The organism is Psychrobacter sp. Ps2 (assembly GCF_022129405.1).
Lineage (GTDB): Bacteria > Pseudomonadota > Gammaproteobacteria > Pseudomonadales > Moraxellaceae > Psychrobacter.
The window spans coordinates 14,160-38,919 of sequence record NZ_JADQAM010000060.1; the positions used below are offsets into that span (position 1 = coordinate 14,160).

Consider the following 24,760-nt stretch of genomic DNA (forward strand, 5'->3'; position numbering starts at 1 on the left):
GTAGATAAAAATTGTTATAGCAGTTAATCAGATTAATAAGAGATAAATATACAATGAGTAATGATAATAATAAAAGTAAGTCAGCCATTAGCTTACAAGAGAGCTGGGCCAGTAACATCAGCGATTATATTTTGCTGCGCCGTCAGCAAACACATGTAGTATATGACGCAACAGATGCAAAGATAAACGATGAAAATAGAAGAATAGGTAAGTCGGAAAACAATGACTTATTTACTGCTCTATTCGTTATTTTAGCGGCTCATTTGGAAGAGGGGCATACTGTATTAACTGTCGATACGGCCGATCATGAAGCTCCCATGCAAGGTCAGATTAATGGGGAAATAGTCACGTTATATGCATGGCAGCAGCAATTATTAGAGATACTAGCAACACCAATTTTTGCGCTGATTGATACTCAGATAAAAACGCAACTAGACACGCAACTAGACGATGACACTACAACGGAGACATCGCTATTTATATTACTAGATACTTTGTTTGGTCAGCGAGATTACTTGTGGGCGCAGCTAGCACTGAGTAATCATGAAAAAGAGACGTTGATCAAACGGTTTGATGCGATAACTACGTTATACCAGCGCTTGAAAAATAGCGACTTAAATACTTTCGTTCATTCAATCCATAAGCATGCTTTATTTGCTAATGTTGAGGCGAACAGTAATTGTAACAACAATCAAAATAGCCTAAGCAAAGATAATCAACCAATTATTTATAACATAACTAAGAATAAAGAGCCCCAAAGTTCGAAAATCACATTTTGGTTACACCGCACATGGCAAGCAGAATTTAACTTAGCACAGCATATCAATCATATTTTGAATCAGCAGATAGTGCCTTTAGACATTACCATGCCTGAGAACTTAAATGACCAACAGATAGCCGCTATTAATGTGGCGAACAATAATGCATTTAGTATCATTACTGGTGGCCCAGGGACAGGTAAAACCTACACTGTGGCTCAATTAGTTATCGCGTTACAACAGGCGACAGAGAGTAGGGGAGATGAGTCTGAACATATTAGGTTTAGCACAGACAGTGCTAGTCTAGCATTAGCAGCGCCGACGGGTAAGGCTGCCCAGCGTATGCAAGAGTCTCTACAGACGGCTTTAGATGACGCAAATGTAGAGTTGCAGTTGCAAGAGGCAAAAACCATCCATCGTCTGCTAGGTATCGGTCGAACGGGTAGACCGCGCTACGATGCCAACAACCCTCTAGGTGAAGATATTGTCATCGTTGATGAGGCATCTATGCTCGGAGTTGAGTTGGCCAATTATCTTGTGAGCGCAGTAAAGCCAGGTGCTAGGCTAATACTATTAGGCGATGCTAATCAGTTAGCAGCCGTCGATGCAGGAGCAGTATTGGCTGATCTATGCCGTATTCCACTATTGCAACCCATACACGCAGAGCTAACAGAGAGCCGCCGATTTAGCGCCGAGTCAGGTATCGGTAAACTGGCCACTCAAATCAATAAAGCAGAGACAAATCTTCAAGCTATTTGGCAATTATTAAGGCAAGACGCTGCTTTGAGTTTTCAATATGTTAATACGTTACAAGCAGAGTCCGTATCAAATAACAAGATAGAAAATAGCCTAAGCAAAAATAAAATTATTTCAAGAATCTCCAGTAATTACCAATCGTACGTAAATAAAGTTAAAAATTTACTAAAAAATCCGATAGAAAAATCCGTGCCAGAATCAGTTAAAAATACTACCACTTCGTTAATGGAAGTATTTAATCAATTTAGAATCTTAACTGCTGGCCATAATGGTGAATGGGGCGACCACTATATCAATAACTACCTCACTCAATGGCATCTTGCTGAGTTGAAGTTACCATTGGGTCAAAACACGTGGTTCCATGGACGTCCTGTTATGGTGCTACAAAATAACTATGAGCTTGGATTATTTAATGGGGATATTGGTTTCTGCTTACAAACATCAGATGAAAGAAGCCAATTAGAGGTATTCTTTGAAAATAAGACACAAGGGATTGCGGTCAACTTGCTAAATGAAGAGGTGATAGCCACGGCATATGCAATGACTATTCATAAGTCACAAGGATCTGAATTTAATCATGTTGCTATTACTTTTGATAATAGTCATGCAAGATTGCTGAGCAAAGAGCTTATCTATACGGCAGTGACTCGTGCTAAGAAGCAGGTAACGATATATAGTACCAAGCACGCCTTAGAAAAAGCAGTTCAAACACCAACTGAGCGGCATACTGGTTTGGCATTACAGTTTTAACGATTCATTCAAGTTGTTGTCGGCGCAATAAGTCAGCGCAATAAAAAAGCATCCAAATTGGATGCTTTTTTAGGATTTAACTATTTTAATCAATTAAGTTTAGAATTAAACTTTGTCTTCTTTGATTGCATAGATACCTGGGAGGTGACGCAAGTAACCATGGAAATCCATACCACAACCGTAAACATAGCGATCTGCAACATCAATACCCACAAAATCTACATCAAAATCTGCAACTTTGCGATCATGTTGCTTGTTAAGCAAGACACAAGACTCAAGTGATAGAGGCTTTTCTTTGCTTAATTCTTCAACAACTGCTTTTAGGGTAATACCTTCGTCAAAGATGTCGTCGATTAACAATACGTGCTCACCTTCGATACTAACATCAGGCTTGAATTTCCAATCAAGCTCGTTAGTACCTTCGTTATCACGATAACGGGTCGCATGGATATAATGCATGCGATGGTAGAACGTAAGATGTGTCAGTAGTTGACCAGCTGGGATCAGGCCGCCGTTCATCACGACCATAACAATTGGGTTTAGACCAGCATAATGTAGATTGAGCTGAGCGGCCAAACGCTCATAAGCAGCAGCTACTTCGATACTGCTGATAAGGCACTCTGAGTTGCGTAAGGTTTTTTCAATTTCTTGGTTACTGATTTGGGTCATCGGGTGCGCCTTTGGTAAAAAGTGCCGCTTATTTTAGCAAATTTTAGTGAATTTGCCCAACGTCATATGACTTTTGGGACAAAATTAATCCAACTTTTGGGGTTATTCTGGCTTTTCTATAATAAATGGACGGTAATAATTGGCCAATCTATTCAATGAGTCATTTGGCAGGTCAGGTAATAGCTTATTAAGTGCCATACTCATGCCTTTATCAATTGCCGATTTGGCAACTGGAACTGACTTACGTTTGATCATGCCTAGCTTTAATGTCTCGGCATAACGACTGATGAAGTGGGTCAATGTTTCTTCGTTCATGGTTTCGAGTGCTGTTTTAAATTTGACTCTATCTACATGCTCAGGCGTGATAGCAGCAAAACCTTCAGTGATAGTATTGGCATCTTTTTCTGATAGTTTAAAGCCGACACGTTTAACACCTTCATTATCAATAAAGGTTGCATGATCTCTTAGAAAATGAAAACTTGGTAATACGTCTTTGTTGTTTTCTTTACCTAGTAAGATATTGAGCAGAGTATCCGTCGCGCGTTCAATCGTTCCAACAATTTTACGCATAGAGGCTTGGCGCTCAGGGTTCGGAATAATATCTACCAAACCAACCAATAAATTATCAGTAAGATCACGTGCTGTCTGATGAGTAAGGGCATCGCGATAAGGGTAGTACTCTACATTCTCATTTGAAGCAACGACTTGTTCGGCCTCACTGATTAAAGCTTTTAGTTTATCTGAGGGTACGAATCCAAAATAATGTGCCATTGTGCTTCCTTTATTTGTTGTTTTTTATGTCTTACTTGCGTTACATTTATCACCAAATCGGTTATTATTCAAACAAAGTTTCAGTCTCAGGCTCATCAAACCAAATGCTGATTAGTGACATGCCCTAGTTATAAGATAAATGACTTTGTTGATTGGTAATAATTTTGCAAATTGCTAGAATTTACCTAAACGATAGATGAGCTGAGTCACTCATCGCACACTAATTTAGCATATTTTTCATATTTTAATTCAAAAAGCTTGAACTTATAAGGCTATTGACTACTTGTCTAGGGAGAGATGAGATGAATAGTGCTATCGTACTACTATTCGCCGTTGCCGCTATGCTCTGCGGCTACGTGTTTTATTCAAAATTTATCGCCACCAAAATTTTAGCATTGGACAACAGCCGTCCTACACCCGCACATACGATGAAAGATGGGATCGATTATGTTCCCACCAATAAGTATGTGTTGTGGGGGCATCACTTTACGTCAGTGGCAGGGGCTGCACCAATTATCGGTCCTGCCATTGCGGTTATTTGGGGCTGGGTGCCTGCCATTATTTGGGTAGTGGTAGGTACTATCTTTATGGCTGGTGTACATGATATGTCTGCTATTTGGGCAAGTATGCGCAATAGAGGGCAGTCGATTGGCTCTATCGCTGGTACTGTCATGGGCACACGTGTCCGCAGCTTGATGATGGTTGTTATCTTCTTATTACTACTGATGGTCAATGCTGTATTTGGCGTAGCTATTGCCAATATGATGATCAAGACGCCATCTGCGGTATTGCCAGTTTGGGGTGCCTTAGTGGTTGCCTTTATCATCGGACAGTGTATCTATCGCTACAACATGAATTTGGTCTGGGTGTCCATTATCGGGGTAACGGCCTTGTACGGGCTTATCTATCTTGGCCCTATGTTCCCGATTGTGTTACCTGAAACCGTCATGGGTTTGCCTGATAACGCAGTATGGATCTTGATCTTGTTCGCCTATGCGGCGATTGCATCGTTGTTGCCTGTATGGATGCTACTTCAACCTCGTGATTATATTAATGGCTTACAGTTATTTGTCGGTTTGATTTTATTATATGCCGCTATTTTTATCGGCACGCCTAATATTGTCGCGCCAGCCGTTAACACTGCATTACCAGCGGATACACCGTCACTTCTACCATTATTGTTTGTGACAATTGCTTGTGGTGCTATATCAGGTTTCCATGGTTTGGTTGCAACAGGGACCACTTCTAAGCAGATTGATAAAGAAGAAGACGTTCGTTTCGTTGGTTACTTCGGTGCATTGGGTGAGGGTATGCTAGCGCTTGGAGCAATCCTTGCAGCAACCGCAGGTTTTGCAACTCTTGGTGACTGGCAAGCGGTCTACCAAAAGTTCGGTGATGGCTCTATCGGTGCTTTCATTGACGGCGGTGCGACCATCTTGAATGCAGGCGTTGGTATCGATATGGTGCTATCACAGACCATGCTTACAGTAATGGCTGCATTGTTTGCTGGTACGACGATGGATACTGGCGTACGTTTACAACGTTACATCTTCCAAGAATTTGGTGAATTTTATAATTTGCCTGTACTCAATAAGAGTGTCGTTGCAACGTTACTTGCTGTCGGAAGCTGTTTGTTATTAGCGTTCGGTGCTGGTGGTATCGATGGTGCTGGTGGTATGATTATTTGGCCGCTATTTGGTACAACCAACCAGTTAATGGCCGCCTTAACCTTAATGATCGTTACCATCATCTTATTACGTAAAGGTAAGCCAGTTTGGTACACCTTAGCACCATTGTCGTTCTTGTTGGTTATGACTGTCTTTGCACTATTGATTCAGCTCAAAACCTTCTTTACTGATGGTAATTGGCTACTTATTATTATGGATATAATTATCTTAATCGCGACCATTTTGGTGACGTTTGAGAGTCTATCTGTACTACGCAAAGAGTGGTCACTACATAAAGGTAAAAGCGGTGAGGTTTAAACGTTAAACCATATTGAGTATCTGTTTAATAAAAAACGCTAGCAGCAATTGCTGGCGTTTTTTGTATCACATAGGCATGATAGATCATAAGAATTAAGTAAAATATGAGTACATTATGGAAAATGAAAACACATCGAATGATATAGAAAAGCTTCAACCACTAGAGAGCACTCAACCATGGTGGCAACGGTTTAAGAGTGGATTAAATGAGTTTTATCATGCACCTTATCGTCAGACGATGGCACGCGCGGCACGTGATGAAGAAGATTTTTTTATGTTGCTTATGTTTGCTGAGAGCTTGGGAATTGATAATCCCGCCAGCTTTTATACATTAGAGCTACAGCCATTATTTTTAGAGAACTTTCATGAGTGGCATACACGTATGGGAATGGATAGATGTCCATTTGACCACGTTGGATGCTGCTAACAGTAGTGGATTGACTATATAAAAAAGTAGCTAAGCATTTATTAGATAATGAGACAAAATACGAGATAATGATATGGCATTACACCCTTTACATGGATTGGTAGAGCAGTTAGAGACACAACCGATTATATTTATCGGTGGCAAAGGTGGTGTAGGGAAGACCACCACTGCAGCAGCCTTAGCCAGCTACTATGCAAGCCAGCAGCAAAAAACCTTAATTGTCTCAACCGATCCGGCACATAGTTTGGGCGATGTATTGAATGTACGACTCAATAATGAGAAAACGGTGATATCACCTTATCTAGATGCGATTGAGTTAAATCCTGATGTGATTGTCGATGAACATTTTGCTCAAGTCGAACGTACAATTAGAGCTTATGCCAACCCAGATATGATGCCAAAAATTCGTGAGCATCTGAGGCTATCTAAGTCGGCACCTGGTGCCCAAGAAGCCGCGATGCTCGAATCCATGTGCCACCATTTAGTCGAAGCGGCAGATGCTGGGTATGAACACATTATCTTTGATACCGCACCGACAGGTCATACTTTGCGATTATTGGTATTACCAGAAATGATGGGAGCATGGACGGATGGGCTGCTTGCACAGCAGCGACGACAGGCCAAACTACGTTCGGTGGCGACACACTTGGATAGTCACAATCAGAAAAACAATCAAAAACAGAGCACGCAAAAGAACGACGTGGCCAATCCGTTTGCAGCCAAAAAATCAGACCGCTGGGAGCAAGCTGTCTCCGTATTAGAAAAGCGCAAGCAATTGTTCCGCCAAGCAGGGTTGCTATTACATGACCGTACACAAACAGCGATTGTGTTGGTGATGACCGCTGACGTCTTACCATTAGCTGAGACCAAGCGCGCTATCGAGCAATTAGAAGACAGTAAACTCATGCCAGCAGCAATCGTCATCAATCAATTGATATCAACAACGCAGTCGGATGAGTTTTGGCGACGCCGTGCTGAGCGTCAGCAGCATTTGCTGCAGGATATCGAACAAAGCTTTACCAAGTATCCGCTATATCCAATTTATCTGCAGCAAACGGATGTACGCGGCACTGATGCATTAAGTGCGTTGTTAAGTGCATAGGGTGCCTGAGTGCATAGATAGTTCGCTGGTCATTTATGACTCACGCTTATACGACTGTAGTTTACCTGACAATGACCATGCCATGTCTGTGCGTAATAGCTGAGCTTGTTCGGACTTACCGCTACTAAGCGACGACCATTGCGGTTTACTACGGGCTTTTTTGAGCTCACTTGGTAATTTATGTGCTGGCCATACAGTAATTGGATTATTGTCTTCATCTGCATGGTCACCGTCGTCAGTTAACGACGTTCCAAGACTGCTGTTTTCGCCCTTATATAATAACTGAGTGGCGTCTGTAGCAGCATGACCACGATGACGTAAGGCAGTTAGCAGGTCTAATGCTCGCGTTGCTAATAGCGTCAACGTCGCAGGATCGATATATAAGCGTTTTACCCCAGTAATCCTATCGGCAATACTGCTGGTATTCGATAGCAACCCGCCTGCGATCCCACCTATTGCGGCACCCAGTCCCAGAGTCGTACCTAGGGCTGCTGCATCGATACCTAGTCCGAGCAGAGCACCAGCAGCGGCACCAGACGTCGTACGGATGCCGTAGCTTTTGAGAAGTTCAGGGTCGAATGGGTCTTGTTGATAGGCTTGTAGTTCAAGCGGCGTTGCTGCGACAGCATTGTCATAAAACTTATATAGGTTCAGGAGATTGTGCTGCATCGCACGCTCACTTTGTCTAACGGCTTCTTGCATTTGTTCTAAGACAGGAAGTGGGTCGTCATCTTCATTGATCTCGCGTACAAAGGAAGCAACATTTAATAAAAAATCAGCGATGATGATATTGGCTTCATCATAGAGTTGCGCCCAGTCTTCTGTTCGACGTTGCATCAGCTGCTCAAGCATCTCAGAGTGGGTGAGCATGGTGGCTAGGTTTTTCCATAGACGCATCTCATCTTCAAACTCAAACGCGACCGAATCGAAACGCGTTGAAATATGCAGATTGCGTCTTGCCAGCATCGTTTGCCAGTCGTCGATATTGGCATTCTGACTGTCGGTAAAATTAAAGACAGGCATCACAGGAATCGCAGCCCAAGACAAAATCGCTAGCTCGTCTTTATATTTACCCAATACAGGCTCACGAGCATCTACCACGTAAATGGCCATATCACTTGTCAGCAGCTGACGAATTACTTTGGATTCTTGACTATAATCATAGGGCAAGTCATAGCTGTCTGCACCTTGAGCGACATCCGCCGCCAAAAACTGTTGCAGACGTTCAATACCATCACGGCGACTGGCAGTGTTGTCCTCTAGCCAGTCCATAAGCCCTGAAGCATCTTCCAGACCAGGCGTATCGTATAGTGCTACCAGCACCTCACCAGTTCGACTGTCTGTCAGCTGTGCTTGCTCAACGTGACGCGTGGTCGCAGCTTCGTTTTTGACTTCGCCAAAATATACGTCTCGCAATAACGTGCGCAGTATAGAGGTTTTACCCGTATTGGTATGACCAACAACGGCCAATTTGAGCGGTTCACCACTGGCGATGGTTTTCTTTGTTACCCTTGACACTGGTGCTGTCGTTGCTGATGCTTCGGTTGATACAGGTTGATTATCCTGAGTAGCTATTGACTGAGCTACTGTAGATTTTGAGGTGTTGTCTGAAGGAGTGCTTGAAACATCAGGGGTCGGCTCATAAGCTTTGTCTGCAAAGAGACCTGCAGGCTTATTATTCTCATGATTATTGTTATTGTCATTATTCATAGTAACGTCTTATATTTATTGATGGCAAAAACACACAGTAGCCATTTATTGTAAAACAAATCTGACTGGGTATCGGTTATGAATGCGTATAATCCATATCATAAATCGTAGTCCACGCATTTATAATCATGCTCTAGTCGGTTCAATATATTTTGGATACAAGGAACATGCTCTAGTCGGTTCAATATATTTTGGATACAAGGAAGATGAGTGAAAGCACTAAAAATAGTAGGCTAAGCGAGACTGACACCGTATCCAATTTATAGAGGATTGACTATATTAGACAGCACTAGGTGGACGCAGCAGTACCTTTAGCTTTTTCTTGAACCCTTTGGCACGAAAAAACCGCTGCCACATACGGTAAAAGACCCCAAATATCAGGCTGATGATATTGTCATGGCTGGCTTCACCAACCGCACCGTACTGGACGGGGTTATTGATGGTATCTTCTTCTACGTAAGTCCCAAACCAACGATCAAAAATAATGAGAACGCCGCCGTAATTTTGGTCAATATATTCGTCGTTGGTACCATGATGGGCACGGTGATTGGATGGGGTATCAAAAACATACTCCACCCATTTGGGGAATTTTCCCACGGTTTCGGTATGGATAAAGAATTGATAAATCAAATCTAACGCATAAAAGAAGAATACCCAGACAGGATGTACGCCCAACATCATCAGCGGGACAAAGAATAACCACCAACCCGTCACTGAGTACAGCAGGCTTTGACGCATGGCGGTGGACAGATTCATATGGTCATCTGAATGGTGCACGACATGCGCTGACCAAAACCAATTCATACGGTGTGACGCACGATGGAACCAGTAATAGCTAAACTCAACCGCAACGAATATAGGGATGGCGGTAAGCCATGTCACCTCAATAGTAAATAAGCGATATTGATATAACCATAAGCAGATAGGTATGACGATAAGCGCTTGGACAATCAATTCAAACCCTAGATAAGAGCCGCCCAAACTAAAATTGGTCATCGCACGGCGCCAACTAAAGCTTTTACTATTGCCGCGTTTGGACTGATACAGCCATTCTGCCAAAAATAACAAGAAAAATGGACCGCCAGCCAGCGGTAGCAGCCACTCTTGCCAATACGCGGGCAGAATGCTTGCCAGCATTGGCTGCCACGACTCTGGCGCAGCCGTTAAGATACTTTGGTTTAACGCCTCTCGGTAACCATCCAATAGTTGACCATACTGACCTAGGGTCATAAGGGGGCTGTCTAAAGAGATATCTGCTGCCATCTTGGGCTCCTAGCCACTATAAAGCATCCTTGTCATCTTGATATAACGTCACAGCTATCAAAATATATCTTAACAACTGTTATATCAATAAGTCTTTAAGCCTGTCTGAGGTTATAGATCTATAATATTTATTTATTGTATATCATGCGAGTCATAATGATAAGTTCATATATGAAAAATAGATTGCAAGTAATAGATTAAAAATTAGAATGTATTAAGCATCTATATCAACCAAGCCAATTTTTCGTGCAGAGAGCGCTGTTTGCCATTGCTGATAGCGAACTGCTTGTTTGTCTAATGGCTCATCATCGGTACGTGCATCAGTCAAGCTAGCCGCAGAGTTGGTATCGCTAAGCAGCTGTACAATAAGCCCATCTTTGGCGTGAGTAGCGATTTGATCGATTTTTCGTAGCGTACCGCGGTCGGGCAGTGCGTTGCTATGAATGCCAAGTAAGACCTGTACAGGATGCGCATCTAAATAGTTTTTAAGCCGTGCCATATCATCACGGTCATCAACGATGCCAAAATCCTCAACTTCGCTTGATTGTTCAAAACCATGGTTGCTGCCATCAAGCCCTGACTGCCACCATTCGTCCTGATTTGCAGGGTATTCAAGCAGCGCAACTAACTTTTTGCCCATACTGACCGTCGCTTTTGGGGCGATAGGGGCTAGCGCTTCTATAAAGTCATCAGCATCTACCACGTGCCGCTGCCAAAAGTTTAGGATTTTTTGATAATACGGCTGTTTGATATCCAAACGCATTTTTTTGCGGCGGAACATCAATGCACAAAACGCCCATGCTATCGCTCTAGGTACAATGCCGTACATCAGCAAGCTACCAATCAGTAATCCTGCCCACTGCCGTGCAACAGACAGCGGCATCGCTTCGGTGACAAGCCTGCTCTGTGCGATCGCTGTACTGTCTGGCACACCAAACCCTACCATACTCGGTAGCCATCCTAATACTTGAGTCAAGCTCACCAGCGCCTGATCAGAGAGTAGGGTTGACTCCCAGCTAAAGCTATACTGGCGTACAACCAACAAAAATATAATCGCAAGCAGCATACCGGTCAATGTCGCGAGCCATAACTGATGACTAAACCGCCCCAGATACCAGCGCATACCACTGTGCTGCAACTGCCGCTCATACAGATCGACGGCCGCTTTGGTCACATCATCCTTACCGCGTATGAGATAACTTGGACTGACAAAGCTCGCAAACCAACTGGGCGATTGCTGATCTCGATTGATGAGTGTCATCACCAGCCAGCCACCAAGCATAATAGTATGAAAACCAAGCAAGCAAACCAATACATAAAAGAAGTTCACAACATTAGACTGCAATAGCGTAAATAACCCCAAAAACCCTGAGATACACCACACCACGCTCATAACGATCATAATGCCTTTTATACGGCCGTCAATCTTGCCTAGCACACGCGCAAGCGCCCCGTTACTGTCTATACGTGATGCCCGTCGATGCAGCTTTTGAATAGGCGTACCGTCCTCGCCCTGTAGCTTTTCCGTGATTAATAACGGGTCAGTGGCAAAAACGTGCTGATCGGTCTCTAAAGCACGTACCAGCTCGGTCAGTTGATCTTGGGGTGATAGCATAATGCGATAATATCCGTATGAAAGCGTCAATATAAGAAATAGGAAGCAAAAAATGCGCGTTCTAATCGTTATAGATTATTGTAGCGTATATAGAATGAGGATGACTTGTATTATTTTTATCATAGTAAACCATCATAAAATCATCCAAAATAAATATATAAAACCAAATCGTGTCAAAAAGCGTATAAAAGAGACATATCAAAAAAAAGGAAGGTGCCATATGAATAACGAAATGAATAATAAAACCTATCTTATCATCGGTGGAACAGGTGGTATTGGTCAAGCCATGGTGCAGCAGCTAATACAAAAAACGACTGTGAGTCAAACGGACAGTCAATCTCATCAAAGCCATCGCACACAAGTATTTGCTACTTATCATCGCAATGAGCCGAATATTGAAGCAGAAAACCTGCACTGGCTGCCAATGAACGTCAGTAATGAGGACAGCATCAAAAAAGCTGCCGATACCATTAAGCAGACAGTCGGTCATGTGGATTGGGTGATCAACTGTGTAGGACTATTACATACAGCGACAGCGCAGCCAGAAAAGGCCTTGCGACAGATGGAAACGGAGTTCTTTTTGCAAAACATGCAAATCAATGCGCTAGCCAGTTTGCTGATAGCCAAATACATCAAACCGTTGCTCGCCAAGGCTAATCGCAGCGCCAATCATCCTGCTGTTTTTGCGACCGTATCAGCCCGCGTCGGTAGCATCACTGACAATCAGCTAGGTGGCTGGTATAGCTATAGAATGAGCAAGGCGGCGCTCAATATGGGCATGAAAAACCTGAGTATCGAATGGGGCAGATCACTTAAAGATGTATGCGTGGTGGTTATGCAACCAGGCACCGTGAATACTCAGTTGTCTGCACCGTTCCAAGGCAATGTCGCTGAGGGACATTTATTCTCGCCAGCGTATAGCGCGGAATGCTTATTGGAGGTGCTCTCAGGTATGACTGCTACCCAGTCAGGCAGTTTTGTCGATTGGGCTGGAGAGTCAATACCTTGGTAGCCATTAAACTGACGCTAGCGTACTAGTAAGCCATCAATTTAATACGCTTCAAACAGCGCCATAAACTCATTAACAGGCGTCTGCTCCAGTCTTTCTTGAACATCACACAGCTTAATGATCTGCTGACAGCGACTTTCGATAAAGCGAGTGGCCAGACTGGCGCGGAACTTGGCTTCCAGTACAGGAATGCCCTCAGCGCGGCGGCGTTTATGCCCGATAGGATACTCTACAGCCACTTTTTCTGTACTGGTGCCATCGTTAAAAAATACTTGAATGGCATTGGCAATAGAGCGCTTGCTTGGGTCATGATAGTCTTTTGAATACTGCTCGTTTTCTTCTACAACCATCTTGCTACGCAGCTCATCGATTGACAAATGCTGTTCGTGATAGTCATCCTCGTAGTTCTCTGCCATCAGATCGCCTGTCAACAACGGCACAGCCACCATATACTGCAAGCAGTGGTCACGATCGGCCGGATTGGCAAGCGCGCCTTCTTTTGAAATGATTCGAATCGCTGAGTCATGGGTGGTCAGGACAATTCTCTCGATATCGTCAATTCTGCCTTTGATATGTGGGTGCAAAATAACCGCCGCTTCACAAGCAGTTTGCGCATGAAACTCAGCCGGAAAGCTTATTTTAAATAAGATATTTTCCATCACGTAACTACCAAAATCCCGCTGGAATTTAAAGCGACGATCGTCTTCAGGCTTTGTCGCTAGATCCTTATTGGTATGGCTAAATAGCACATCATAGAATCCCCACTGCGGTGCGGTTAATGCGCCAGGAATACCCATTTCACCACGTGCCGTTATATCTACCAGACGTACCGCACGACTGGTTGCATCACCTGCCGCCCATGATTTTCGGCTGCCAGCATTGGGTGCATGCCTATAGGTGCGTAGTGCCTGACCATCGACGATAGCTTGTGAGATAGCTGCCATGATGCGCTCACGTGGCAGCTGATAAAGTTTTGCGACGACGGCTGTTGATGCTAACTTGACCAAAAACACATGATCGAGCCCCACACGGTTGAATGAGTTTTCGAGTGCCAGTACGCCTTGAATCTCATGCGCCATGATCATAGCTTCAAGTACTGCTCTCATGGTCAGTGGTGCTTGTCCTTGGCTGATATTTTTTTGACTAATATAGTCGGCGACCGCCAGGATACCACCCAGATTATCAGAAGGATGGCCCCATTCGGCAGCAAGCCACGTATCGTTATAGTCAAGCCAGCGTACCATGCAGCCAATATCAAAAGCGGCTTTGATAGGATCTAGTCTATAGGAGGTGCCAGGGACGCGAGCGCCATGCGGCGTTATTTGATCGGGGCAATCAGGCCCCAAGTGCTTGGTACACTCAGGGAAACGCAGCGCCAATAGACCGCAGCCAAGCGTGTCCATTAGACAGTGGCGCGCGGTATTCCATGAATCAGTAGGGTTTGGGGATTGCTCGTCTATTGAATAATCGAGAACGTAATCGGCGATTTTTTGAATTTCATCGTCGTATTCTGGACGGACGTTGCTCTCTACCGTCGCATCGTTAATATTTGAATTGGTATTTGACATGGTTGGTTCCTCATCCTGAGTGTGCTACTTCCTTGACTGATTATCTCAGCCATCCTTTTAAAGGAATCATCATTTAAAAGTAGCATACTCAATATAGAACAACCAATTTGAATTATGTTAAGAATTAAGACGTTAGCAGCGATCTAAATCATTAAGTACAACAGACCTAAAACAAACAAAGCGGCCATGATAAACAGCAGGAAACTTAACACTTTGGTCGTGGTTGACGCAGTGTCCGTGCTCTCTTTTTTGATTTTGTTTTTCTTAGCAACGTATAGCACCATTTTTACATGCTCGATATTGTCCTCGAGGTAGTGCTCGCCTTCAGGCACAAAACCTAACGACTCATAAAAACTAAGTAAGTAAACCTGTGCCGAGATGATAATCGGACGCTTTTTACCGTACTTTTTGCGGCACTGTGCAATAGCCTGATTCATCATTTGCCGTGCTAGACCATCACCTCTATGCTCTGATAGTACAAGCACTCTACCGATGGCTGGCATCGCGGTGTGGTTGGTTTTAATCGCAGGATCAGCTACTGATAGATTGGATTTTAGCTTATTAAACTCAGGTGGGATGATACGGCAATAGCCCACCAATGCTGCATTTTGATGAGCGATCAGGTGCAAGCAATCAAAATCTACTTCATCCATATCTTGATAGGCACAGTTTTGTTCGACGACAAACACTTGCGAGCGCGCCTTTAAAATATGATAAAGATCAACTGAGGTCAGCTCGTCAAAGGTTTTTAGAGAAAATTCACAAGTCATAGTGGGCTAGCTTCTGGCAATAGGCAGTAAAAGATTGGCATTATAACGATTTAGGCAGGCATTAACCATTCCTAACCGTTTAGGGTCTGGCTGATTTTGTCTAAGTTTAGGCTATCAGACATAGCGCTAAAGATTTCAAAGTATTTGCCGCGTTGGGCATAAAGTACCTCATGTGTACCTGTCTCAACCACTTCGCCATTTTCTATCACCACGAGATCGTCGGCATCGATGATTTGAGCGATATTGTGCGAGACCATAATGACGGTACGGTCTTTTTTGATCAGATCTAGGCTTTTTTTGACCTGTTGGCTGGCAATGGCATCGAGGCTGGCTGTCGGCTCGTCCAAAAATACAATAGGTGGGTCTTTCAAAAACATCCTTGCCAGTGCAATACGCTGCTGCTGACCGCCTGATAAGGATTTGGCAGTACTCTCGTAGCCATCTGATAGAGACAGGACTTGCTCGTGGATAGAGGCTTTTTTTGCAGCCACGATGATGTCATCTTCGCTGGCATTCATATCGCCATAACGGATGTTTTCACTGATCGTACCCGAAAAAATATGATTACTCTGTAGGACTAGGCCGATGCGCTGACGCAACTCATGGGTATCACAGTCAGCCAAATCATGCCCATCTAGGCAAATCGTGCCAGCGTCTGGGGCATAGAACTTGACCAATAGATTGATAATCGTGCTCTTTCCTGCGCCAGAAAGGCCAACCAACGCAGTGATACGATTAGGCTTGATGGTAAAGCTGACGTTTTTTAGCGCTTGCGTGCCATTAGGATAGGTAAAATCAACGTTTTTAAGCTCGATATGACCTTTGAGGTTTTCGCTACTGATGCCATCGATGTTTTCGACTTGTTTATCGTCTTCTAAAATATCGAAAAAACCTTCGGCATAGGTCAATGCATTATTAATCTGGTCGTAGATGCGGTGTAATTGACGGATAGGAGCGGCGACATTTTGAAACAGCATAACATGAAACAAAATCATGCCAATGGTCATCTCGCCTTGTAGGACAAAATAAGCGGTGAGAAGGATGATAACCACCACACCAATCTGCTCAATAAAGGTTTTGATGGCATCATAAATAAAGCCAATACTACGAATACGCAGTTGATTGTCCGTCATTTCCTTTTGAATGGCTAAGTGCTTTTCAGCCTCGATAGATTCACGGACAAAGGATTTCACCACGCTGATCGAATTAATCAAAGAGATCACCAAACCGCTTTTGGCTTCTCTATAGCCGCGCATCTGCCGACGAAACCCTTGTAGACGCTGCGCTTGTTTTTGACTGATAAAAAAGTAAATGGGAATGATAATAAGACCGACCAAGCCTATCCAAAAGTTGGTCGAGAACATAATAATAAGCGAGACAATGGCACTGGCAAACAGCGGTAGCATATCGATAAAGAAGTTTTGTACGAGGCTAGTAAGACTGCTAACCCCATAATCAATACGGGTTTGCAACTTGCCGCTGTCGTTTTCGCTACTGGTATAAAATGCCATCCGATAGGTCAAGATGCGCTCAATGATTTTTTGCGATAAATCACGTGATAGATTGATACGAATCTTTTCGCCGAAGAAGCGTTGCCCAAACGAGATGAATATCGATAATATCTCTTTGGTTAAGAGTACCGCACTGATAATGGTCAGCATGCGCACGCCAGCTTCCCAAGGCTCAGCGAGGGTAGCGATTTCGGTCAAGGTATCAACGGCATAGCGCAGCACAAAGGCATTAACTTGCGCGGTAAAGGAGCCTAGAGCAGTCAGCGCTAAGGTGGCGATGATAAGCAAGCGATAAGGCGCGGCAAATACCGCCAGTTTTTTGAGGATATCCCACAGTAGTGCCCGCCGTTCTTTCTTTTCGACTGGCGGTTTTTTGTCTAACTGTGCGCGGCGTGGTTGGGGAGATGTCGGCATAAAACTCTATCACAAATTAAAATAAGCCGTGTCTACGCTTAAAACGCATCCGCTGGCACAAAAACTTCACCCACCATAATACGCCTTGCTGAGCGGCTCATCGACACTTTTTTGGCTTGCCAGCGTCCATCTACCAGTTCGGTTTTTCCACCGACGAGCAATGTACCTGATGGATGGCCAAAACGGACCTCTGTCAGCTTGCCAGCGCCTGCTGCTTGATTGACGAGTGTGCCTTGTGTGGTTGCCGCAGCGGCGATAGCAACTGCTGCTGTACCCATCATGGCATGATGCAATTGACCCATACTCATGGCACGTACCACTAAATCAATCTCGCTTGCATCGACCGATTTACCACTAGAGGCGATATAGCTCTGTGCTGCGCCAACCCAAGCGACTTTAGGAATATGTTGGCTGGTCTGTGCCTCGCTCACGTCTTTGAATAATCCCATCGCCACACCACCTGTGGCACGGATTTTTTCAAGCTTGGTAAGTAGCTCACCATCGCTATTGATATCGCCTTGTAATTCAGTACTCGTAAAGCCTAAATCTTCAGCTTTCATAAAGATGGTCGGGATACCCGCAGCAATGAAGGTCGCTTTGATGCTATCAGCCTCTAGACCGCAGCCTGACACATCGAAGTCATCGACCAAGTTACCAGTAGGGAACATGTCGCTGGTGGCATCTACAGGATCGATAAACTCAATTTTGACTTCAGCCGCTGGGAAGGTGACACCATCTAATTCAAAATCGCCCGTCTCTTGAACCTGTACTTTATCATCTGCGTCTTTATAGATGGGAACATAGGCAATAATCGTTTTACCGATATTTTCTTGCCAAATGCGTACTTCACAAATACCGCTATCTGCATTGTCGTCAATGCTGTTAGCAATCTTGTCAGCATCGACTAGACCCATATTAATCGCACAGGCGCCAACGGCCGCAGTTAAGTTGCCACAGTTACCCGCCCAATCAATCATAGGCTTGGCGATATTAACTTGTCCAAACAGATAATTCACATCGTGGTCTGGTCTGTCAGAGGCCGATAAAATAACCGTTTTTGACGTGCTAGAGCTGCCATTGCCCAAACCATCAATCTGCTTCCCGTAAGGATCTGGGCTACCGATGACACGTAATAGGAAGTTATCACGTGATTCGCCAGCGACTTGGCAGCGCTCAGGTAAGTCAGACAGTTTAAAGAATGTTCCCTTTGAAGTACCACCGCGCATATAAGTAGCGGGGACAGATAGTTGCGGAGTGAAAGAGGGTGTTGATTTAGAATTGGTTTGGGTCACTGTATTAAGTCCTTTTTATATTGTTATAAGATTGGGTATACTGCCATCAGCAAGTAAACATGCATGATTAAGAGTGCTCGTTAATAATGATAGCGACAAGAGATAATCGTCAGATAGTTATCATCGACGGCATATACCAACCGATTGGCGTCATCGATGCGTCTTGACCAAAATCCAGATAGATTTTCTTTTAGGGGTTCAGGCTTGCCAATGCCTTCAAACGGATTACGCTTACATTCGGTGATGAGTTTGTTAATACGTTTGAGTGTTTTTTTGTCCTGCGTTTGCCAGTACAGGTAGTCTTTCCACGCAGCATCTGTCCATGCTAGTTGTTCACTCATTGTTAGACCCTTTTCCTTTGGATGGATTACAGTCTTTGAGTTCAAGCACTTTCAATATCGCTATCCGTATGCTCATTATTATCGCTGCTACCATCACCTTTATCACTATCTTCTACCGTATCTATTAGCTCACGCGTAACAGTCTTGCCAGCTTTATATTGGGCAATAGAGTCCGCTAAGTGCGCTGCATTGGCAGGAGATTTTAGTAGATAGACGGTTTCCATCAGGCTATTGTAATAATCAAGCGACATAACGACGGCATCATCAGCGTCACGGCGGGTCACGATAGTGGCGTTGGCATCATCGTTTACCGTATCTAGGACGGACTTTAGGTGCTTTCTGGCTTCTGAAAAACTAACGACTCTCATGGCTTACTCCCTTCATGATATTCTGCATAACTTGTACAATATATCGTACATATTACGCTATTGGTGAAGTAAACTCAATATTTAGCTATTTTTCAATATTAAGATATAAGTAAGAAGGCTCAGTGTGTAGCTTGCAAACCATGTTTTGAACCAAGCTTTAACATTAGCAAATAAAAGCCGAAGTCATATAAACAAGTTATACAACATCGGCGATTTTTATACTTTACTGCTTATCACACTAAAAACTACAGGATAGCCTTAGACGATATCAAGCGTACCTTCGATAAACTCTTTAGCAAAACGCTGTAGCATACCACCAGCGTTATACATTTTTACTTCATCAGCCGTATCTAAACGGCAGATAATAGGCGTCTCAGTGGTACTACCATCGGCACGATGAATCACTAGAGTCATCAATCCGCCAGCCGAGACTTCACCTGTGACATCAAAGGTTTCCGTACCATCGATATTTAGCGTATGACGTGTCGTACCTTCTTCGAACTGTAAAGGCAGCGCGCCCATGCCAACTAAGTTTTGACGATGAATACGCTCAAAGTCCTCAGCGACGACGGCTTCTACGCCAGCGAGACGCACGCCTTTGGCAGCCCAGTCACGGCTTGAGCCTTGACCATAGCCATCACCTGCGATGATGATAAGCGGCTGCTCACGGTTCATGTAGGTTTCAATTGCTTCCCACATGCGCATGACTTGACCTTCTGGTTCGACGCGTGCCAGTGAGCCTTGGACAACTTCGCCATCTTCATCGCGTACCATTTCGTTCAATAGTTTAGGGTTGGCAAAGGTGGCACGTTGCGCGGTTAAATGGTCGCCGCGATGAGTCGCGTATGAGTTGTAGTCCTCAGCAGGCAAGCCCATGGTATCAAGATACTCACCAGCTGCTGATGAGCCAAGAATGGCGTTTGATGGTGACATATGGTCGGTTGTGATGTTATCACCAAGGACTGCAAGCGGGCGTAGGCCTGTCAGTTTATTTTTCTTAGCCATTTTGCCTTCCCAGTACGGCGGACGGCGGATATAAGTGGTCATTTCACGCCAGTCATATAATGGGCTTAATGCCTTACCTGTGTCTTTTTTGGCTTCATCAAACATTGGGATATATACGGCATTAAATTGTTCAGGCTTCACGGCAGCAGCAACAATGGCATCAACCTCTTCATCATCAAACCAGATGTCTTTTAGATAGACGTCATTGCCGTTTTGGTCTTTGCCCAATGAGTCTTTTTCGATATCAAAGCGGATGTTACCAGCGATGGCATAAGCAATAACCAGTGGCGGCGATGCCAAAAATGCTTGCTTGGCATACGGATGGATACGACCATCAAAGTTGCGGTTACCAGATAGCACTGCCGTGGTAAATAAGTCGTTATCGATGATTTCTTTTTCGATATCAGGGTCTAGCGCGCCACTCATACCGTTACATGTCGTACAGGCAAAGCCGACTACATCAAAACCGATTTCTTGTAGCTCTGGCATTAGACCTGCTTCTTCTAAATACATTTTGACCGTTTTTGAGCCGGGTGCTAAGGATGACTTCACCCAAGGTTTACGCAATAAGCCTTTGGCATTCGCATTACGAGCGACAAGGCCTGCGGCAACCATGTTGCGTGGGTTTGAAGTATTGGTACAGCTGGTAATCGCCGCGATAATCACTGCGCCATCTGGCATGAGACCGTCTTTTGGTTCTGGCAGTTTTTCGTCAGCGCCATGAGCGATACCTTTGGCGACCAAGTCAGTAGTCGATACACGGGCATGGGGACGCGAAGGACCTGCCATATTACGACCAACTGATGACAAATCAAACTCAAGGACGCGTGCGTATTCGGCTTTTTCCATACCGTCAGCCCATAGGCCCGTTTGCTTAGCGTATTGCTCAACCAATTTAATCTGCTCTTCAGAGCGGCCCGTCAGACGTAGATAGTCAGTGGTTTGCTCATCGATATAGAACATCGCGGCAGTGGCACCATATTCAGGCGTCATATTGGAGATAGAAGCGCGGTCACCGACGCTTAGCTGGCGTGCACCGTCACCGAAGAATTCGATATAGGTAGAGACCACACCTGCGTCGCGTAAGAACTCAGTCATCGCCAGTACGAGATCCGTACCGGTAATGCCTTTTTGCAATTTGCCTGTTAATTTAACACCCACGTAATCAGGCAAGCGCATATATGATGGGTTACCTAGCATGACGCTTTCGGCTTCTAGACCGCCCACACCGATCGAGATCACACCTAGTGCATCGACCATCGGCGTGTGGCTATCAGTCCCAACTAGCGTATCGGCAAATGCGACTTCTTCACCCGCTTTATTGTGCACGACCTGTACGACAGGTGACATTTTCTCTAGGTTAATCTGATGCATGATGCCGTTACCAGGCGGTACGACGTTTACATTGTCAAAGGCATACTGGCACCAGTTGATAAAGTGAAAACGGTCATCGTTGCGGCGCTCTTCAATCGCGCGGTTTTTCTCAAACGCGTCGTCTTCGAAGCCTGCATGCTCAACGGCCAATGAATGGTCAACAATAAGCTGGGTTGGCACGATAGGGTTTACCTTGGACGGATCACCGCCTTGCTCAGCGATAGCATCACGTAGACCCGCCAAATCAACAAAGGCCGTCTGACCCAAGATATCATGACAAACGACGCGGGCAGGGTACCAAGGAAAGTCGAGGTCTTGCTTGCCTTCGATATGCTGCTTTAGCGCATCGGTCAACTCTTCTGGTGGACAACGGCGTACTAGGTTTTCACACAATACTTTTGAGCAGAATGGTAGCTTGTCATACGCGCCAGCTTCGATACTCTCGACAGCCTCGCGGGTGTCAAAGTAATAAAGATCAGTACCGGGAAGTGGCTTTTTGAATTGTTCGTTCATTGGTTGTACTAGGGCGTTGTCCATAAGTCACCTTTGGCTGTTAGCTGTTTCTAATTTTTAAGAATTGTCTTTAGTTGTCTGATCTAATAAACCTTTGGAATAGTTGAAAATCGCATCAAAACCATCCTTTCTCTCTTTTATATTGACGCTTTCTAACTCTTCAAATTTCTTTGATTTAATATTAGCTCCGTATAGAAGTCCAGAAATCCCTGACACTACATTCATGAATTTAATACGAGATGATGAATTTTCAGGTTGAACATTCAATTGCAAACTATTGCATAAGTTTTTATTCTTTTTAGTTTCAAAACTAAGAGGTTGATTAGAGTGAGCAAACTCATTTCTTATCTTTCTCAAAATATTAATGTCATTCATTGTCACTTTACTAATCAAACCTAAAGAGTAGGATAATTTAATTTTAGATGAGAATGTGCCAAGTGGACCACTAAAAGAAAAAAGCTCATTTAAATGTTGGTTACTTCCAACAAGTATATTTCTCAAAATATTTTCAAGCTCATTATCAATATGAGCAGTAGCATATAGTGCTAATCCTCTATCAGACTCCTTAAACATTTCTCTTCTTAGTTTTACAAATTCATTTGATGAATCCTTAGCAAGCTTAGGAAGTGGAAGCCCATCCATTACTTTTTCTAAAACTTCCTCAATAGTTAAATCTGTCTTGTCATTCATTTTTAAAAACTCATGTCAGTATAGAAGTTAGTGAGAGTAGATGAGATAAATTTTAAAAATAACCAAAACAAGCATAAATTCAGAGAATCGCTCATTTTGGTTAAAAGGAAAAAAACTCCTAATATATAATTTCGGTAAATTAACGAGCATTCATATCTGGTACAGGACGCAGCTCTTCACCAGTATATTCTGCACTTGGGCGAATGATACGGTTGTTAGCACGTTGCTCAAACACGTGAGCTGCCCAACCAGTTAGACGTGAGCAGACAAAGATAGGTGTGAATAGCTTGGTTGGAATACCCATAAAGTGATAGGCAGAAGCATGGAAAAAGTCAGCATTACAGAACAGTTTTTTCTCACGCCACATGACCTCTTCACAGCGTACTGACACTGGGTATAACACTTCATCACCAACATCAGCAGCTAGCTTCTCAGCCCAACCCTTAATCACAACGTTACGCGGGTCTGACTCGCTATAGATCGCATGACCAAAGCCCATGATTTTGTCTTTACGAGCCAGCATACCCATCATTTCTTCTTCAGCTTCATCAGGTGAGCTAAAGCCTTCAATCATATCCATCGCCGCTTCATTCGCTCCACCATGCAATGGACCGCGTAGTGAACCGATTGCACCAGTGATACAAGAATGAATGTCAGATAAGGTAGATGCACACACACGAGCGGTAAAGGTCGAAGCATTGAACTCATGCTCTGCATAAAGGATAAGCGAGACGTTCATTACTTTTTCGTGTAGCTCGTTTGGTTTTTCGCCTTTGAGCAGATGCAAGAAATGACCGCCAATGGTGGCATCATCCGTGTCAGTCTCGATACGCACATTGTCATGGCTAAAACGATACCAATAATTGATGATCGATGGGAAAGCTGCCAGCATACGGTCGGTTTTATCGTTTTGCTCAGCGAAATCCGTTTCGGTCTCAAGGTTGCCCAGCATCGAGCAGCCAGTACGTAGCACATCCATTGGATGCGCATCGCTTGGAATACGTTCAAGTACGTCTTTTAATGCTTGTGGTAGGCCGCGTAAGCTTTTGAGCTTAGCTTGATAGGCATCAAGCTCGCTTTGAGTAGGCAAGTTGCCATATAGCAACAAATAAGCCACTTCTTCAAAAATACACTTATCTGCTAGTTCTGATACATCATAACCGCGATAGGTCAGACCAGAGCCTGATTTGCCAACGGTAGATAGAGAGGTTTTACCAGCGACTTGTCCACGTAGACCTGCGCCTGAAAGTTCTTTTTGTGCTGCCATGTTTACATTCCTTTTGTTGGTAGCTTTTTTGAGTGAAAACGGTGTTTCTGATAATAAATTTATTGGTTAATGACTGACTATAGCGCCAGTTTAGCGTTATGAAGGCTGTTCAGGCTGTGGGCCGTCTAAATCGACCTTACAGCGCTCAAACTCAGCTTCAATAGGGCCATTTAAGACTTCCATTGCGCTGCCTTCGCCTTCTGCATTATTGATCTTCATATACTTGGCACCTAGTGGTGACTCCATAAATGTCTGAATTTCAGTCATTTCTTCTGGGGTAGGGTCAGCCATTGGCGTTGCCACCTCTTCGCCATTCATAACGCGCAATTGCTCATTGCCAAAAGCAAGTAATTTTTTACCCACATCCGACGTATAAAAGTCATCTAATTCTTTTAACTCTGCATCAGTAAACTGACTCTTATAAAAACGATCGACTTCCGCTTTACCCAAGTCTTTGTCACGTGACTCGAGGCAGCTGACTTGCTCTTCACTGAGCGCGCCGCTATTGATAATTGGTGCAAACAATAGGCTGTTGACGGTATCTAACGTAATCGTCGTCATGATCAAGTCATTTTGAGCATCAGTCTCTGATGGCGCAGTTTCGCTTTCGCTAACAACAGTCTCGCTCGTATCACTGGCAGTATCGTCAACGGTTTCTGGTGTTTTATCACAGCCTGTCATGAATAACAGCGCCGCAAGCGTGCTACTAAGTAGTGAGGATTTGACAACCGTATGAGCAGTAAAAAATGGCATAAATAACCTAAAGATAAATAAAGACGGATTTTGAAACGATAAAGCACACAGAGATGGTTTATCGTTTCGGCGTTGCTAA

Annotated in this window: 19 protein-coding genes and 1 pseudogene; 5 read left to right on the forward strand and 15 right to left on the reverse strand. The window is 44.0% G+C overall.

Annotation, left to right across the window (positions count from 1 at the left end; genetic code table 11):
• The first annotated feature begins 53 nt into the window (after positions 1–53).
• A complete protein-coding gene (gene recD / locus I3254_RS10905; RefSeq protein WP_238052876.1) occupies positions 54–2,264 on the forward strand; it encodes an exodeoxyribonuclease V subunit alpha in 2,211 nt (736 codons plus the stop codon).
• 105 nt (positions 2,265–2,369) lie between these two features.
• Here the strand turns inward: recD and I3254_RS10910 are convergent, their stop codons facing one another.
• Together I3254_RS10910 and I3254_RS10915 are read right to left on the reverse strand one after the other, a co-directional pair.
• Positions 2,370–2,933, reverse strand: coding sequence for a hypoxanthine-guanine phosphoribosyltransferase (locus I3254_RS10910; protein ID WP_057760160.1), 564 nt, complete (start codon positions 2,931–2,933; stop codon positions 2,370–2,372).
• 102 nt (positions 2,934–3,035) lie between these two features.
• A complete protein-coding gene (locus I3254_RS10915; protein ID WP_102093088.1) occupies positions 3,036–3,704 on the reverse strand; it encodes a hypothetical protein in 669 nt (222 codons plus the stop codon).
• A gap of 302 nt (positions 3,705–4,006) precedes the next feature.
• Between I3254_RS10915 and I3254_RS10920 the strand changes: the two genes are divergently transcribed.
• The 3 genes from I3254_RS10920 to I3254_RS10930 all read left to right on the forward strand — a co-directional run bounded on the left by I3254_RS10920 (position 4,007) and on the right by I3254_RS10930 (position 7,218).
• On the forward strand, positions 4,007–5,689 hold the full coding sequence (locus I3254_RS10920; RefSeq protein ID WP_057760164.1) for a carbon starvation protein A: 1,683 nt from the start codon (positions 4,007–4,009) through the stop codon (positions 5,687–5,689).
• Positions 5,690–5,804: 115 nt separating this feature from the next.
• Positions 5,805–6,116, forward strand: a complete 312-nt coding sequence (locus I3254_RS10925; protein ID WP_238052877.1) for a cory-CC-star protein — start codon at positions 5,805–5,807, stop codon at positions 6,114–6,116.
• 73 nt (positions 6,117–6,189) lie between these two features.
• A complete protein-coding gene (locus I3254_RS10930; protein ID WP_238052878.1) occupies positions 6,190–7,218 on the forward strand; it encodes an ArsA family ATPase in 1,029 nt (342 codons plus the stop codon).
• Positions 7,219–7,251: 33 nt separating this feature from the next.
• On the opposite strand, the gene I3254_RS10935 is transcribed toward I3254_RS10930, so the two are convergent.
• The 3 genes from I3254_RS10935 to I3254_RS10945 all read right to left on the reverse strand — a co-directional run bounded on the left by I3254_RS10935 (position 7,252) and on the right by I3254_RS10945 (position 11,806).
• Positions 7,252–8,928: a DUF3482 domain-containing protein gene (locus I3254_RS10935; RefSeq protein ID WP_238052879.1), complete on the reverse strand. Its 1,677-nt coding sequence runs from the start codon at positions 8,926–8,928 to the stop codon at positions 7,252–7,254.
• 279 nt (positions 8,929–9,207) lie between these two features.
• Positions 9,208–10,191 carry a sterol desaturase family protein gene (locus I3254_RS10940; RefSeq protein ID WP_160021764.1) on the reverse strand — a complete coding sequence of 328 codons (984 nt, stop codon included), beginning with the start codon at positions 10,189–10,191 and terminating at the stop codon, positions 9,208–9,210.
• 214 nt (positions 10,192–10,405) lie between these two features.
• On the reverse strand, positions 10,406–11,806 hold the full coding sequence (locus I3254_RS10945) for a DUF2868 domain-containing protein (RefSeq protein ID WP_238052880.1): 1,401 nt from the start codon (positions 11,804–11,806) through the stop codon (positions 10,406–10,408).
• A 220-nt stretch (positions 11,807–12,026) separates the two neighbouring features.
• Between I3254_RS10945 and I3254_RS10950 the strand changes: the two genes are divergently transcribed.
• On the forward strand, positions 12,027–12,818 hold the full coding sequence (locus tag I3254_RS10950) for an SDR family oxidoreductase (protein ID WP_238052881.1): 792 nt from the start codon (positions 12,027–12,029) through the stop codon (positions 12,816–12,818).
• A 38-nt stretch (positions 12,819–12,856) separates the two neighbouring features.
• Here I3254_RS10950 and I3254_RS10955 read toward each other — a convergent pair whose 3' ends face one another.
• The 10 genes and pseudogenes from I3254_RS10955 to I3254_RS11000 form a co-directional block, all read right to left on the reverse strand.
• Positions 12,857–14,383, reverse strand: a complete 1,527-nt coding sequence (locus I3254_RS10955) for a bifunctional 2-methylcitrate dehydratase/aconitate hydratase (protein ID WP_238052882.1) — start codon at positions 14,381–14,383, stop codon at positions 12,857–12,859.
• 143 nt (positions 14,384–14,526) lie between these two features.
• The gene (locus I3254_RS10960) at positions 14,527–15,153 is read right to left on the reverse strand and encodes a GNAT family N-acetyltransferase (protein ID WP_057760177.1); all 627 of its coding nucleotides are present in this window, start codon (positions 15,151–15,153) and stop codon (positions 14,527–14,529) included.
• Between the two features lie 71 nt (positions 15,154–15,224).
• Positions 15,225–17,078, reverse strand: a complete 1,854-nt coding sequence (locus tag I3254_RS10965) for an ABC transporter ATP-binding protein (RefSeq protein WP_238052883.1) — start codon at positions 17,076–17,078, stop codon at positions 15,225–15,227.
• Positions 17,079–17,116: 38 nt separating this feature from the next.
• Positions 17,117–18,370 (reverse strand): 2-methylaconitate cis-trans isomerase PrpF, encoded by a 1,254-nt coding sequence (gene prpF, locus I3254_RS10970; RefSeq protein WP_346015387.1) that lies wholly within the window; start codon positions 18,368–18,370, stop codon positions 17,117–17,119.
• Between the two features lie 80 nt (positions 18,371–18,450).
• Entirely contained in the window at positions 18,451–18,711 is a 261-nt protein-coding gene (locus I3254_RS10975) for a Txe/YoeB family addiction module toxin (RefSeq protein WP_037025847.1), read from the reverse strand.
• Between the two features lie 119 nt (positions 18,712–18,830).
• Positions 18,831–19,079 (reverse strand): annotated as a pseudogene (locus tag I3254_RS10980) (type II toxin-antitoxin system prevent-host-death family antitoxin); the annotation flags it as partial.
• 258 nt (positions 19,080–19,337) lie between these two features.
• Positions 19,338–21,971, reverse strand: a complete 2,634-nt coding sequence (gene acnD / locus I3254_RS10985) for a Fe/S-dependent 2-methylisocitrate dehydratase AcnD (RefSeq protein WP_238052982.1) — start codon at positions 21,969–21,971, stop codon at positions 19,338–19,340.
• Positions 21,972–22,028: 57 nt separating this feature from the next.
• On the reverse strand, positions 22,029–22,661 hold the full coding sequence (locus I3254_RS10990; protein WP_238052884.1) for an MltR family transcriptional regulator: 633 nt from the start codon (positions 22,659–22,661) through the stop codon (positions 22,029–22,031).
• A gap of 139 nt (positions 22,662–22,800) precedes the next feature.
• Positions 22,801–23,928: a 2-methylcitrate synthase gene (gene prpC, locus I3254_RS10995; protein WP_238052885.1), complete on the reverse strand. Its 1,128-nt coding sequence runs from the start codon at positions 23,926–23,928 to the stop codon at positions 22,801–22,803.
• A gap of 96 nt (positions 23,929–24,024) precedes the next feature.
• On the reverse strand, positions 24,025–24,681 hold the full coding sequence (locus I3254_RS11000) for a DUF2059 domain-containing protein (protein ID WP_238052886.1): 657 nt from the start codon (positions 24,679–24,681) through the stop codon (positions 24,025–24,027).
• Positions 24,682–24,760: the final 79 nt, after the last annotated feature.

What these genes read in the sequence shown, in the direction of transcription:
- recD (WP_238052876.1), top strand. Translation starts at nt 54, where the DNA reads ATGAGTAATGATAATAATAAAAGTAAGTCAGCCATTAGCTTACAAGAG.
- I3254_RS10910 (WP_057760160.1), bottom strand. Translation starts at nt 2,933, where the DNA reads ATGACCCAAATCAGTAACCAAGAAATTGAAAAAACCTTACGCAACTCA.
- I3254_RS10915 (WP_102093088.1), bottom strand. Translation starts at nt 3,704, where the DNA reads ATGGCACATTATTTTGGATTCGTACCCTCAGATAAACTAAAAGCTTTA.
- I3254_RS10920 (WP_057760164.1), top strand. Translation starts at nt 4,007, where the DNA reads ATGAATAGTGCTATCGTACTACTATTCGCCGTTGCCGCTATGCTCTGC.
- I3254_RS10925 (WP_238052877.1), top strand. Translation starts at nt 5,805, where the DNA reads ATGGAAAATGAAAACACATCGAATGATATAGAAAAGCTTCAACCACTA.
- I3254_RS10930 (WP_238052878.1), top strand. Translation starts at nt 6,190, where the DNA reads ATGGCATTACACCCTTTACATGGATTGGTAGAGCAGTTAGAGACACAA.
- I3254_RS10935 (WP_238052879.1), bottom strand. Translation starts at nt 8,928, where the DNA reads ATGAATAATGACAATAACAATAATCATGAGAATAATAAGCCTGCAGGT.
- I3254_RS10940 (WP_160021764.1), bottom strand. Translation starts at nt 10,191, where the DNA reads ATGGCAGCAGATATCTCTTTAGACAGCCCCCTTATGACCCTAGGTCAG.
- I3254_RS10945 (WP_238052880.1), bottom strand. Translation starts at nt 11,806, where the DNA reads ATGCTATCACCCCAAGATCAACTGACCGAGCTGGTACGTGCTTTAGAG.
- I3254_RS10950 (WP_238052881.1), top strand. Translation starts at nt 12,027, where the DNA reads ATGAATAACGAAATGAATAATAAAACCTATCTTATCATCGGTGGAACA.
- I3254_RS10955 (WP_238052882.1), bottom strand. Translation starts at nt 14,383, where the DNA reads ATGTCAAATACCAATTCAAATATTAACGATGCGACGGTAGAGAGCAAC.
- I3254_RS10960 (WP_057760177.1), bottom strand. Translation starts at nt 15,153, where the DNA reads ATGACTTGTGAATTTTCTCTAAAAACCTTTGACGAGCTGACCTCAGTT.
- I3254_RS10965 (WP_238052883.1), bottom strand. Translation starts at nt 17,078, where the DNA reads ATGCCGACATCTCCCCAACCACGCCGCGCACAGTTAGACAAAAAACCG.
- I3254_RS10975 (WP_037025847.1), bottom strand. Translation starts at nt 18,711, where the DNA reads ATGAGTGAACAACTAGCATGGACAGATGCTGCGTGGAAAGACTACCTG.
- acnD (WP_238052982.1), bottom strand. Translation starts at nt 21,971, where the DNA reads ATGAACGAACAATTCAAAAAGCCACTTCCCGGTACTGATCTTTATTAC.
- I3254_RS10990 (WP_238052884.1), bottom strand. Translation starts at nt 22,661, where the DNA reads ATGAATGACAAGACAGATTTAACTATTGAGGAAGTTTTAGAAAAAGTA.
- prpC (WP_238052885.1), bottom strand. Translation starts at nt 23,928, where the DNA reads ATGGCAGCACAAAAAGAACTTTCAGGCGCAGGTCTACGTGGACAAGTC.
- I3254_RS11000 (WP_238052886.1), bottom strand. Translation starts at nt 24,681, where the DNA reads ATGCCATTTTTTACTGCTCATACGGTTGTCAAATCCTCACTACTTAGT.